Source organism: Pseudarthrobacter oxydans, assembly GCF_030812335.1.
Lineage (GTDB): Bacteria > Actinomycetota > Actinomycetes > Actinomycetales > Micrococcaceae > Arthrobacter > Arthrobacter oxydans_B.
Map to the genome: position 1 here is coordinate 131,276 of NZ_JAUSSN010000009.1, position 12,396 is coordinate 143,671.

Here is a 12,396-nt window from a genome sequence, read left to right on the forward strand (position 1 = left end):
TCGTAGGAGCGCCCAATTGGGTTCAACAGGGGCATAAGGTCCTTGTGGGGATAGCTTCTAGGCCACAATTCCGTCCAAACCAGCGGCGCCGTAGAGTCCGCCATTACGTGCGCAGGGCCCGGGACCTATTTATCTGCCCGGGGGTACCATCAGTCATGGCCGCTAAGCAGGGGAGCCGTAAAGATCCGGTCTTTGTCCGTGAACTCGATAAAGCCGCCAGGCGCCATGTTCTTGTCATCGCGGTCCTGCGGATGGCGGCTTTCCTGGCTGTACTCCTCTTTTTCTACTTCGCTCTTCCAATCGGCGGGTTCAATGAGGACAACCCGGCCGCGGCATGGATCCGGCTCGGCCTTGTGCTGCTCGTTGTTCTGACCGCCCTGGCCCTGCAATTGCGAATGATCATCGCCGCCGAAGTACCCCAAATCCGTGCGGCCGAGGCAGTCGTTGAAACCGTCCTGATTTTCCTGTGTCTCTTCGCCTTGCTGTACACCTCGATGTCGGTAACGGACCCTTCGGCATTCACGGAACCACTGAGCCGGACGGATGCGCTGTACTTCACGACGGTCACCTTCGCCACGGTGGGCTTCGGAGACATTACGCCGGTGAGTCAACTCGCGCGGGCAGTTGTGACGGTGCAGATGATCGCCGGGCTGGGCGCCCTCGTGTTGGTCGCAAAGGTCGCCTTCTTCGCGGCGGGGCGGCGCCTGAGCGGGTAATGCCCGAACGTATCAGCTGCTGCCCCGATACGGGACCGGCCATACCCTTTCCGCAGGAGCAAGAGGGAGACGGTCACCCCGAACGGATGAGCGAAACCCCCTTGCGTTGAGCGCAGCTGCCGCGGGAACGGCCGGGCCGTGATAACGGAGCCACGACGTCGGTTGCGGCCACCCGGACCAGCTCCCGGTAGTAGTGGTGCTGTCCCGGCCGCCCGCCCCCGCTGCCTGCTGAGTTCCCTGTGGCGGGACGACAGATCACCCTGAGGGGGTGGGGTTGGGCCGTCACACCACGTGGACAATGAAATTTGTCACGACTGCCCGCCAGGGAACAGGAGCCTCACATGAAGATCGGCCCATTGGAAGTGATTATCTGTGCCTTTCCGAAACCAACCATTGACGCCACCGTCATCAAAGCACTCAGCGAGACCGTGAAGTCTGGTGCGGTGGCCCTGGCGGATTTAGCTTTGGTGAGCCGGGACGGGCAGGGAGTTGTGCACGTCCGTGACCTGCAGGATGATCTGCCGGCGGCATGGTCCGGCATGATCCGTGATTCCCGGCCGCTGACTCTTCTCAACGATGCCGACCTTGAGCTGGCGGCGGAAACAATCGGAAGCAACGAGATAGCGCTGGTCGCTGTCGTCGAACACCGCTGGGCCCAGCGACTTTCAGAGGAGGTGCGGCGCTCAGGTGGTGTGACGGCGCTCCAGGCGAGAATTCCACAGGAAGATGCAGTCATCGCCATCGAAGCAGATGGCGTCACCACAAGCTGAACGGGATACACCGACAAAAGGAAACCCTCTCATGCCATTTGCCAGAAGCGGCCGCCCGGGGCTGCTCGGAACGGTCTCTCGAACGGCTGTTATTTCGGGGACCCCAAAGGTGAGCGCCTCTGCAGCCATTCGCCGCGCAACCCGACGGGAACAGGAACCAGCGGCCCCGGGTGCCCGGACCCCGCCCGCTCCAGCCCCTCCCCCGCCGGCAGGCGGAGCAGAACTGGCGGACCAGCTCTCCCGACTCGCCGATCTGCGCAGCGCGGGCCTCCTCACTGAGGACGAATTCGCTGCGGCGAAGGCCCGGCTCCTGATGTGAACTCAGCCTGGGGAAGCCAGGCATTCCTCACCGCAAACCAGACCTTGGAGGTGGTTCCCGTGTTGCGATCCCGTACCTTCGCCTTTTTCACAACGCTAAAGGCGGCGCCGGCTCATCCGGTCCCCCCGGGCTCGACAGTCGAGCCCACGCGACAAGACGCTCATCAGGCGGGGTGCGCTCATGTCACTCCATGATGACTCCGGAAACCCTGGCAGCCCCGAGCAGGAGGAAATCCTGAGGTTGCGCGCCGAAGTTGCGCGGCTTCAGCTTGAGCGCGACGATGCCAGAAAGACAAGCCTGAGACCTCCCGGAAGGGGAGCAGGCCTCGCTCGACGAATAGTTGCCATCGTCCTCGTCGTTCTGACTGCAGTCCTGGCTTGCGCCGCCGTGCCCGCCCTGTATCTGCGCAGCGAGGTGCTCGATACAGATCGCTACGTGGCCACAGTCGCACCGTTGGCCTCGGACCCCGCCATCCAGGCGGAGATCTCCAACAAGGTCACCGCCCAGATCACCGAGGCAGTGGACGTCGAAGGTATTACCCGGGAGGCCATGACGGAACTCGGCAACGTCGCGCCCCGGGCCGCCGCAGTGATCAGCGGGCTGGCGCCCGCGATTGCTGAACAGACCAAGACGCTCATCCATACTGCGGTCTCCAGATTCGTCGCCAGCCCGCAGTTCCAGGATCTGTGGATCCAGGTCAACCGGGTCGCCCATCAAGGACTCATCAACCTTGCAACTGGAAACACCGGCGGCACCGTCAGTATCGATGAGAGCGGCACCGTAACGATCTCGACGAAGGAGATCATTGCCCGGGTCAAGACCATCCTCATTGAGCAGGGGGTGGGCCTGGCCTCCAGGATCCCGGAAGTTGACGCGCAGATCACCCTGCTGCAATCACCCGAACTGGCGAGGGCGGCTGAGGCCATCAGGACGCTGGACAGGACGGCCCCCATACTCGCCTGGCTGACGGTGCTGAGCGCCCTCGGCGCGATTGCGGTGGCGCCTCAGGGTTGGAGACGGCGTACGACGAGCCGCGTGGGGTTGGCCCTCGCAGTGGCCATGGCGGTGCTGGCCCTCGGACTTGCCATCGGGCTGGACATCTTCCTGGGTACGATCCCGTCGGCCACAGTCTCGCCCGCGGCGGCTCAAAGCCTCGTCGATACCCTCCTGACGCCGCTCCGAACCGGCGTGCGGTTTGTTTTTGTCCTGGGTTTGCTGATTGCCGTGGCCGCTTTCCTGACCGGCCATTCGCGCCCGGCCGAGGCCGTCCGGCAAGGCCTTGCGCGGACCGGAGATTACCTGACCGGAAAGCTCGGCGCCGGGCAGGCGGAACCATGGCAACACTGGCTGGCCCGGTACCGGAGGATTCTGGAGGCCATCATCATCGGCGTCGCCGTGCTCGTCCTCATCCTCTGGCAGTACCCGACGGCGGCCGTGGCCATCTGGACGGCAGTTATTGCCGTTCTGGTGATTCTCCTGATCGAACTGATGTGCCGCCCTGCCGTTGTTGCCGGCCAGGCAACCGGCACAGGGCAGGCCGCCCTTCCGGTGGCGGGCGGGCCGCCGGAGGACTTGAATCCAACGCGCCCCCTGCCCTGAGGAATCCGCAGGCGCTGGCGGTTCACCGTGATGCTCAGGTGCCCCGGGGTCGTGAACCGCTCCCGGCGCTAGGCTCTTGACGGAGCAAACGCGAACAAGTCTTCTCCGCCCCCGTGCACCACGACGCAGGTGGACTCCGGCACTTCCTGCCAGGCCCCCCGAAGATCCCCCAGCGGTTCGGAGACGACCAACCGGGCATCGTCCGAGAGCTCATGGAGCGTGGGGTTGTCCGGGTACTGGGCACGAAGGGTTGCGATGTCAGCACTGTGAAAGAGTGACCGGGACTTGGCCTCGCTGGAGTAGCGGAACGCCCACGTGGTGTCGCCGTCGGTGGTTGCTACCGTCATCTGAATCGCGTGTTCGATGCCATGGCGCCGTCCGACGTCTTCGATGAGCCCAACCGCTGCAGCAACGGCCGCGCGGGGGTCCTGTTCCAGGCCGAAGGTGAGGGCGAGATAGAAGAACATCTCCGAGTCCGTCGATCCCTCGATCTCGGGAAAGAGGCTGGGATCGACGGCCATGGCAAGGTCCCGCTTCACCTTGGGAAAGTCGGTGAGGACGCCGTTGTGCATCCACAGCCACCGGCCGTGGCGGAACGGGTGGCAGTTCGTCTGTTGGACCGCCGTGCCGGTCGTGGCCCGGATGTGCGCGAAGACGCGGCCGGCCGATGCCTGCCCTGCGAGCTCACGCAGGTTGCGGTCATGCCAGGCCGGCTCCGTGCTGTGGAAGACGCCGGGAAACGGCGCGTTTCCGTACCAGCCGACGCCGAAGCCGTCCCCGTTGGTGGTTTCAACTCCCATGCGCGCGTGTTTGCTCTGCATTACGAGCGAGTTGGTGGGTTTGTACAGGAGATCATCCAAACGGACGGGCGAACCCGAATACGCGAGCCAGCGGCACATGTCTTTCTCCTTCTACTCAGGCGGGAGTCCCTCACGATTCCATCACCGGGCAAGGCGTCCGCGCATCACCTCCTGCGGGTGACTCGTCCGCCGCTGCCTGCGTTCCGGTTTACTGGCGAAGCACGCGTTGCTTGAGCGCGGTGAATTCCTCGGCCGTCAGCGCACCGTCGTCCATCAAGGCCTTGGCCTGGGCGATTTGTTCCGCGGGGTTGGTACCGGCTGTCCGGCGGACGAAGTCGTCGAAATCTTCCCTTGCCACATCGTTCCGGGCCGCCTGCCGAAGGGACATGGACTGCCCGTGGGCAATCAGGTACGCCAGACCGCCGAGGACCGGCAGAAGAAGCAGAACCAGCACCCAGACTGCCTTGTTCCATCCGGTACGAGTCGAATCAGCGAAAATGTCCTTAACAATCAGAAAAAGAACCACCAGGTACGACACATAAAGCAGAAACGACATCATGAGCCAAAAGAAGTCCCAGAAAGTCACGGCAATTCCTCCCAGACGTTACACGCCGCGTTGAGCGGCCAGGCGGCCCGATTGGACCGCTTGTTCCAGCGCCGCATGGTCGGCTTCGGTTTGGTCCGCGTAGCTACAGGCCCAAGCCGCCAGCGCCTCGTCAAAGGCCTCGCTGCCGCCCAGATACCCGAGGATGAAGGCGCTGCCGGTGCTTTGCCAATGGCCCGTGCGGTTTTCACGGCCGGCCCGTGCCGGGGGCGCGCGGATGTGAACACGCCCGAGGCGTCCAGAACGCCGGCGGTTGCGTCAGTTCTTTGGCGCGCATGAGCGCATCATCCCACACTCCTTTCCCCGCCGGAACAGTCCTCCGGCCCCGATCCTGCCCGCTTCCCGGACGAGGTCGGGAGCGGATCAGGTGGCCCTGTTGCGGGGCCCAATGGGTGGCTCCAGCGGCCCCCTGATATCACCCCCGCCGGGTGATCCCCGGGGCCCGGCGCGGGCTAACGATGGTCTTACCTGCCAGTGATTGGGCTGCCAGGCGAATGCCCATCTGAGAGGGGCCTCCAATGTCGAGACCACAACCAGTCCTCGCACGACTGCTGGCGCTCGCTGCCGCGGTCGTGCTTCTCGCCGGCTGCACGACGCCAAGCCCGCCAGCGAGCACCTCCACCCCGCAGGCGACCACGTCCAGCCCGCAGGCGTCCGTTTCTCCGGTCTGCGCTGCGGCCGATGCCTACGCCGACGCCCTGACAGGTTTCAAAGACACCCTCGTGCCGGGCGCCACCGTGGAGCAGGTCCGGGCGGCACGGGATCAGGTGGTCAAGACCTACAACGACCTGGTCACGGCGATAGGGGGCGAGGCCCAGGGTCGGGTGGATGCTGTCAGGTCGGCTCAGGACAAGTTCGCGTCGGCCGTCAATGAGATCAACGACGACACCACGCTCGGCGAGGCGGCCGACTCTCTACAGGAGGAAGCTGCCAACGTCCAGGCCGCACTGAGCGACCTCGTGACTGATGTTCAGTGCTGACGACACGACAGCTCCGGGCGCCTGCAACCGGCACCATTTCAAACAAGCCTGCATAAGGGTTCACGCCGCAACAATCGAAAGTAGGGATGCCAAGTGAGTTTCTGGGAAAATTTCTGGGATATCTTCTGGTGGTTCTTTATTGTGTATGCCATTTTCGCCTTCCTCTACGCGCTCTTCATCGTCATCGCCGACCTTTTCCGCGACCATGAACTGAGCGGCTGGTGGAAGGCCGTCTGGTTCATCTTCCTGGCCTTCGTTCCGTTCTTGACGCTCCTGGTGTACATGATTGCCCGCGGCAAGGGCATGACCGAACGGTCCATGGAACGGGCCCGGCGAAACCAGGAGGAAGCCGATGCTTACATCCGCCAGGTAGCCACCGCGAGCCCAACCGAGGAGATCTCCAAGGCGAAGGCCCTGCTGGACTCCGGAACCATCAGCCCTGACGAGTTCCAGAGGCTCAAGACCAGGGTCATGAGCTGACACATCCGTCGACGTGACCGCTTGCGGCGTTGGCCTGCGCTGATGAACGTCGATTCGCTGTCCGAGGAAGAGTACCCGGAAGGTCGCCCAGTTGAACGAATACCCACTGATCGCAGACCATGGCCTGATCGGTGATCTGCAAACTGCGGCGCTGGTATCCACGGACGGCACTCTTGATTGGTTCTGCAGTCCCCGTTTCGACTCGCCCAGCATTTTTGCGTCCCTGCTGGACCGTTCCCGCGGCGGCCACTTCAGCACCCGGCCCGTGGACGAGGCCTTCGCCACCAAGCAACTGTATTTGCCCGACACGGCTGTCCTCATCACACGGTTCCTCACCGAGGGCGGCGTCGGCGAACTGATGGATTTCATGCCGATCACGGGTGAGTCGGCCAGCGAACAGCACCGGCTGGTGCGCATGCTCCGATGTGTGCGGGGACATATCTCGTTCAACGTTGAGGTGGCGCCCCGATTCGACTACGGCCGGCGGTCCCACCACCTGAACATCAGCGAAGACGGCGCGATCTTCGACACCGGCGAAACCCGGTTGGCACTCAGCCTCATCCGTGAGGCGGGGGACGACCGGGCCGGCCTGTACGAACCCACCGAGGACGGTGACCTGCATGTCTCCCTGCGCCTCGAGCAGGGCCAAATGCGCGGCGTCGTCCTGGAAACGGGTCCGGACGTTGTGCCACGGAAGGTGGCTCCCGCGCAGGCCCAGCGGATGCTCGATGAGACCGCGCGCTTCTGGCACGACTGGGTAAGCCAATCCACCTATGCCGGGCGCTGGCGCGAAGAGTTGGAACGGTCGGCCATTACGCTGAAGCTCCTGACCTATGCGCCGACGGGGGCCCTGGTGGCGGCTCCCACCGCCGGCCTGCCGGAACAAGTCGGCGGTGAACGCAATTGGGACTACCGGTACACGTGGATACGCGATGCCTCCTTCTCGGTTCACACCCTCATCCGAATGGGTTTCGTCGACGAGGCCGCCGCCTTCAGCCTGTGGCTCCGCGACCGCATCACCGAGCGGCTGGAGAGCGACACCGGCCCGCTGAACATCATGTACCGCGTCGACGGCAACCCCGAACTCCATGAAGAAGTCCTGGCTGATTGGGAAGGCTATCGAGGCTCCCATCCTGTGCGCATCGGCAACGGCGCTGCCGGGCAGCTTCAACTGGACATCTATGGCGAAGCACTGGACGCCGTGTACTCCCTGGACCGGATCGGCGACGGCATCGGGCACCCCGGTTGGCTTGCCATCTGCGAACTGCTGGAGTGGCTCGCCGACAACTGGGACCAGCCGGAAGAAGGCATCTGGGAGACGCGGGGCGGTCGGAAGGACTTCACCTACGGGCGGTTGATGTGCTGGGTTGCTTTCGACCGGGCCATCCGACTCGCGACGGCCCACGGTCGTCCGGGGCCCCTAGCGCGGTGGATCACCGAGCGCGACGCGATCTACAACCAAATCATGGCCAAAGGCTGGAGCACCGAACGTGAGGCCTTCGTGCAGCAATACGGCGAGAAAGTTCTCGATGCGTCGCTGCTGAAGATGTCACAAGTCGGCTTCGTGGCGCCCGGTGAACCCATGTGGCAGTCGACCCTCCGCGCCATGGATGCTGAACTCGTGTCCGACAGCCTGGTGTACCGCTATGACCCCAGCGCCTCGCCCGATGGTCTCCGCGGCTCCGAAGGTACCTTCTCGCTGTGCACGTTCCTCTACGTCGATGCCCTGTCACGGGCGGGCCGGGTGGATGATGCCCGCCTGACGTTCGAAAAGATGCTGACCTACGCGAACCACCTCGGCCTGTACTCCGAAGAAATCGCCCCCACGGGTGAACAGATCGGCAATTTTCCGCAGGCCTTCACGCATCTCGCCCTCATCGATGCCGCCATTACCCTGAATGACCGCCTGGACGACACGGCGCACCCACGCGGCCGCCCGCGCCGGGCGCCGAGGGTACGCGGTCACGACTAAGCGGCTCCCGCGACTTCACACCGTGTCCGAGCCGAACGAAGGAGGGCCCATGGAGCCGGAACCAGTGGATTCATTTCCACGCCCTGCCCTCCCCCGTTCCGCGGTTATCCTGCTCACGCTTGCCTGCGCGACGGTCGTGGCTTTCGGCCTTGCCGCGATGCGGGGGATTTTCACCCCAGTGTTTTTTGCTTTCGTGCTGACACTCTGCGTTCATCCACTCCGGCGCTGGATGCAAGGGCACGGAGTGCCCCGGGGACTCGCCACCGGGTCCACTATCGCGGCCGTCTTCGCCCTGCTGACCGGCTTCGCCGCAGTGCTGCTTGCTTCTTTGGCCCAATTCTCCGCGCTGTTGCCGCAATACGCCCCCCAACTTGAACAGCTGGGTGCCTCCATCACCCAATGGCTGGAATCAGTGGGCTTCGGCCCCGAGCAAACGCAGGCAGTCGTGCAGGGGTTTACCCCCGGGCGGATCATCGGATTCCTCGGCGGAATCCTGGGCAACCTCACCAGTATTGCGGGCGGCCTCGTGGTGATTCTGACGATGCTGATCCTCATGGCGGTCGACGGCTCGCGCGTGCCGGCTTTGCTGACCCATCTGAACTACCACCGGCCGGCCCTGGTAACGGCATTCAACGGCTTTGGCGGCGGCGTCCGCCGGTACATGATCGCCACCACCGTCCTCGGAGTAGCCCAGGGACTCTTCAACTGGCTCATCCTCCTCCTCCTGCAGGTCCCGGGCGCCCTGCTCTGGGGGCTGCTCTCCTTCATTTGCAGCTTCATTCCAAACATCGGCTACTTCATCGCGATCATCCCGCCGTTGTTCTTCGGATTCCTCACCGGCGGATGGCCCACTGCCCTGGCCGTCATCGTTGTCTATGGCGGGATCAACAGTGTCATCCAGTCCATCATCCAGCCCAAGTATGTCGGCAATGCGGTGGCCCTCAGCGAGACAATAACGTTCACCTCCGTGCTTTTCTGGGCGGTCATCCTGGGGCCCGTCGGCGCCATCCTCGCCGTGCCACTCACCCTCCTTGCCCGCACTATCCTCCTGGACTCCGACCCGGCCATCGCGTGGTGGCGGCCGCTGACCGGAGACAACAAGGACCTTGAGGCAATCCTCAAGGAAGAAGACGACGCGATCCGCGCCCGCCGGGCACGGCGGGGATCAGACAACCCGGGCCCCGGCATCCCACCGAAGGCATGACATGCCATCGGTCAGTTCCCCAGGCCAGGTGACAGTGTGCTGAGCGTCATCCCCAGCTTGGTGCTGTTCGCCCTGGCCGGGGCGATCAGCACCGTGCCCGTCAGTATCACCATCATGATCCTGCTCTCCCCCGAGCCACGCCGCGGCGCAGTGCCCTTCCTGGTCGGCAGCGTCGCCGGATCAATCGCCGTGGTCGGCTTCTCGGCTGTCGGGCTACAATTCCTGCCGGGCACGCCGGCCTGGAAGCAGGACGAGCTCCTGTCGTGGCTCGGCTTTCTGATCGGATTCTTCCTGATCGCCTACGCCCTCTACCTCTTCGGGCACAGAAGCCAGGGGGACAGCGCTTTACTGGGCAAAATGCAGACGCGGTTCCAAACCGCACACCGGTGGGAATACGTAGTCTTGGGCCTGGGGCTGAATCTGCGTCCCAAGGCAATCCTGCTTGCCGTCACCGCCGGCGCACTCATCGGCGTCCGGGAACCCCCGGTGCTCCAGGGGGCCCTGTTCGTCCTCGCCTTTGCCGTCGTCACCCAGTCGGCAGTCGTTGTGCCGATTGCCGTCTGGATGCATTCCCCGGAGCGGGCCGAGGTGCCGCTTACGGCCATTTACACGTATATGCAGCGAAACGGCCAGACGATTGCGGCAATCGCCACATTGGCGATCGGCGTTTTCATCCTCGGCTACACCGTAGTCCAGCTCTGAACGGACCCTTCGGCACCGTTCAGAGCTGCGACGCCAGAGCGCCTGTCGTCAGACCAGGACGCTGCTCTTGATCTTTTCGTACTCGTCAGGGCTGATGGTTCCTGCATCCAGAAGGGCCTTGGCTTTGGAAATCTCGTCGGTTGGGCTCGCTGCGGCCACCTGGCGGATGTACGCATCGGAGGCCTCCTGGTGCTTGCGGGACCGTTCCATCATCCTCTCGGTCATGCCCTTACCGCGGGCAATCAGGTACACCAGCACACTCAGGAAGGGCACGAAGGCCAGGAAAACAATCCAGACTGCTTTCAACCAGCCGTTCAGCTCTTTGTCGCGGAAGATGTCGCCAATGATCGCGAATAGCGCGAACAGGAATGCGAAGAATGCGTAAACACAGATGAACCACCAGAAAATGTCCCAAAAATTCTCCCAGAAACTCATGTGGCTGCCCTACTTTCAATTGATGCGGCTTTGTACGTGGACGCAGCCTCGGGTGGGAATGGAGCTAACTGCCGGTCTGGGTAGTCGCCTGGCAGCCTGACCACTGGCAGGTATTATCATTTTCTGCCCGGAGCCCCGGTGAATTCCTCATCCGCGGAGGGTTAATTCCCGCTCTAAGGGAAGGCCTCTGCAGTTCTCAACCCAAAATGGCCCCTTCTCCGGTGCCGGAGGATTTGGGGTCGGGTAGCCGCATCATGCGGAAGGAGGTGCCGAGTCCGGCGAGGCCGGCAAGGATCGGCACGAACAACGCGATCTGGAGGGCCAGGGGCCGTGCCTCCGTGTTGATGCGGATGATTTCATTCTGGATGTCCTCCGGCTGGCCGGCGAGCTGTTGCTGGAGTTGCGCGTCGCTCATCACCTGGGCGTCCTCTTCCAGGACCGTCGCGACCTGCTGCTGCTGATCGGGCGCGAGTACCGTGCTGGACGTGGCCATGCCGATGAAGATGGTCGAGAGCGATGCCAGCATGATGCCGCCGGCAAAAGCGAGCCCGAACGACAGACCGAACGACCCTGCGGCGGAGTTCACGCTGGCGGCCTCGCTGACGCGCTCGTCCGAGATCGGGGACAACGTGTAGTTGTTGAGCTGGGACACCAGCAGCCCCAGGCCACCACCTGAGATGATCAGCGGGATCAGGAGCCACCAGCCGGAGTCCGCACGCGGCACGATCGGAACCAGCACCACCAGACCCACGATCAGGAGCAGAAAGCCCCACCGTATGAGGCTCGCCGGGCGCCGCGTCCCGGACCTCTTACCGGCGAGCATGGCCACCGCGAACATCGTGAGCGAAAGCGGGGCAATCGACAGCCCTGACTCCATCGCGTTGTATCCGAGCACCATCTGCAGGTAGATGGGCAGCACGATCATCGTGCCGCCGAGGGCGATTTGCTGGAGCATCTGGCCTGTGGCACCAAAGCGGAACGCTTTCGACTGAAAGAGATCCGGGTCCAGCAGTGTCGGCTTGTCGCGGCGTTTGCGCTGAAGGAGCCAGTAGACCAGGCCGCCCAGTCCGACCGCGCCGACGGCCAGGAGTGCGCCCACCGATTCGCCGCCTTCCTGCCAGACCAGGATGCCGAGCACGACGCCGCCCATGCCCACGATCGACAGGATTGATCCGAAGATATCCAGTTCCCGGGAACCTTCGAACGGCACGTCGCGAACGAGTTTGATCCCGGACAGCACGACCGCGATGATCAGCGCCTCAAGCATGAAGGCGACGCGCCAGGACAGGAACGTGGTGATGAACCCGCCGAGCAGGGGCCCCACCGCCGCGGCGATCGCCGCCGAGGCGCCGACCAGCGCATAGACCCGTTTCTGCTCCGCTCCCTCGAAATTGCCATGGATGAGGGACTGCATGGCGGGCAGCAGGAGCGAGGCCCCCAGGCCGCCAATCACGGCCCAGAAGATGATGATCGGGAGGAGGCTCTGCGCCATCGTCATCGCCACGGCGCCGATGGCATAACAGACCAGACCGATCACGTAGGCGCGCTTCCGCCCGATCAGGTCGCCGATTTTTCCGCCGATCAGGATGAATGCGGCGGACACCAGCGCCTCGAGCGCAATCGCTGACTGGAGGCCGCTGACGGTCGAGCCGATATCCCTCACCACGGCGGAGATCGAAACGTTCATGATCGAGGTGTCGACCACCAGCACAAACATGGCCATCGCCAGCAACAGCGCTAGCCTGCTGTTAAAGGGCTCCGCCGGAGTGTTGGAAGGCTCCGGCGGGGTGACGCCGTCGTCCGGCTTTTCCATCT

At 63.8% G+C, this 12,396-nt stretch carries 14 protein-coding genes; 9 read left to right on the forward strand and 5 right to left on the reverse strand.

Annotated elements, in window-relative coordinates; genetic code table 11:
• Positions 1 to 155 precede the first annotated feature (155 nt).
• The 4 genes from J2W14_RS15640 (at position 156) to J2W14_RS15655 (ending at position 3,404) form a co-directional block, all read left to right on the forward strand.
• Positions 156 to 716, forward strand: a complete 561-nt coding sequence (locus J2W14_RS15640) for a potassium channel family protein (protein ID WP_307464182.1) — start codon at positions 156 to 158, stop codon at positions 714 to 716.
• 341 nt (positions 717 to 1,057) lie between these two features.
• Positions 1,058 to 1,486 carry a DUF6325 family protein gene (locus J2W14_RS15645; protein ID WP_307464184.1) on the forward strand — a complete coding sequence of 143 codons (429 nt, stop codon included), beginning with the start codon at positions 1,058 to 1,060 and terminating at the stop codon, positions 1,484 to 1,486.
• 31 nt (positions 1,487 to 1,517) lie between these two features.
• The gene (locus tag J2W14_RS15650; RefSeq protein WP_307464186.1) at positions 1,518 to 1,805 is read left to right on the forward strand and encodes an SHOCT domain-containing protein; all 288 of its coding nucleotides are present in this window, start codon (positions 1,518 to 1,520) and stop codon (positions 1,803 to 1,805) included.
• A 435-nt stretch (positions 1,806 to 2,240) separates the two neighbouring features.
• A complete protein-coding gene (locus tag J2W14_RS15655) occupies positions 2,241 to 3,404 on the forward strand; it encodes a hypothetical protein (RefSeq protein WP_307464188.1) in 1,164 nt (387 codons plus the stop codon).
• Positions 3,405 to 3,472: 68 nt separating this feature from the next.
• On the opposite strand, the gene J2W14_RS15660 is transcribed toward J2W14_RS15655, so the two are convergent.
• The 3 genes from J2W14_RS15660 to J2W14_RS15670 all read right to left on the reverse strand — a co-directional run bounded on the left by J2W14_RS15660 (position 3,473) and on the right by J2W14_RS15670 (position 5,027).
• Positions 3,473 to 4,303 (reverse strand): class II glutamine amidotransferase, encoded by an 831-nt coding sequence (locus tag J2W14_RS15660; RefSeq protein WP_307464190.1) that lies wholly within the window; start codon positions 4,301 to 4,303, stop codon positions 3,473 to 3,475.
• Between the two features lie 109 nt (positions 4,304 to 4,412).
• Positions 4,413 to 4,790 (reverse strand): PLDc N-terminal domain-containing protein, encoded by a 378-nt coding sequence (locus J2W14_RS15665; RefSeq protein WP_307464192.1) that lies wholly within the window; start codon positions 4,788 to 4,790, stop codon positions 4,413 to 4,415.
• Between the two features lie 18 nt (positions 4,791 to 4,808).
• On the reverse strand, positions 4,809 to 5,027 hold the full coding sequence (locus J2W14_RS15670; RefSeq protein ID WP_307464371.1) for a DUF2252 family protein: 219 nt from the start codon (positions 5,025 to 5,027) through the stop codon (positions 4,809 to 4,811).
• Positions 5,028 to 5,326: 299 nt separating this feature from the next.
• Here J2W14_RS15670 and J2W14_RS15675 point away from each other — a divergent pair, with 299 nt between their 5' ends.
• From J2W14_RS15675 to J2W14_RS15695, 5 genes are all read left to right on the forward strand, one after another.
• Positions 5,327 to 5,788 (forward strand): hypothetical protein, encoded by a 462-nt coding sequence (locus J2W14_RS15675; protein WP_307464194.1) that lies wholly within the window; start codon positions 5,327 to 5,329, stop codon positions 5,786 to 5,788.
• Positions 5,789 to 5,881: 93 nt separating this feature from the next.
• Positions 5,882 to 6,268, forward strand: coding sequence for an SHOCT domain-containing protein (locus tag J2W14_RS15680; RefSeq protein ID WP_307464195.1), 387 nt, complete (start codon positions 5,882 to 5,884; stop codon positions 6,266 to 6,268).
• Between the two features lie 91 nt (positions 6,269 to 6,359).
• The gene (locus J2W14_RS15685; protein ID WP_307464197.1) at positions 6,360 to 8,240 is read left to right on the forward strand and encodes a glycoside hydrolase family 15 protein; all 1,881 of its coding nucleotides are present in this window, start codon (positions 6,360 to 6,362) and stop codon (positions 8,238 to 8,240) included.
• Positions 8,241 to 8,289: 49 nt separating this feature from the next.
• Complete coding sequence (locus J2W14_RS15690; protein WP_307464198.1) at positions 8,290 to 9,444, forward strand: AI-2E family transporter; 1,155 nt, start codon at positions 8,290 to 8,292, stop codon at positions 9,442 to 9,444.
• A gap of 36 nt (positions 9,445 to 9,480) precedes the next feature.
• Entirely contained in the window at positions 9,481 to 10,146 is a 666-nt protein-coding gene (locus tag J2W14_RS15695; protein ID WP_307464199.1) for a GAP family protein, read from the forward strand.
• A gap of 48 nt (positions 10,147 to 10,194) precedes the next feature.
• On the opposite strand, the gene J2W14_RS15700 is transcribed toward J2W14_RS15695, so the two are convergent.
• The gene (locus J2W14_RS15700) at positions 10,195 to 10,581 is read right to left on the reverse strand and encodes an SHOCT domain-containing protein (RefSeq protein WP_307464201.1); all 387 of its coding nucleotides are present in this window, start codon (positions 10,579 to 10,581) and stop codon (positions 10,195 to 10,197) included.
• Positions 10,582 to 10,777: 196 nt separating this feature from the next.
• Entirely contained in the window at positions 10,778 to 12,394 is a 1,617-nt protein-coding gene (locus tag J2W14_RS15705) for an MFS transporter (RefSeq protein WP_307464203.1), read from the reverse strand.
• Between the last annotated feature and the right edge of the window lie 2 nt (positions 12,395 to 12,396).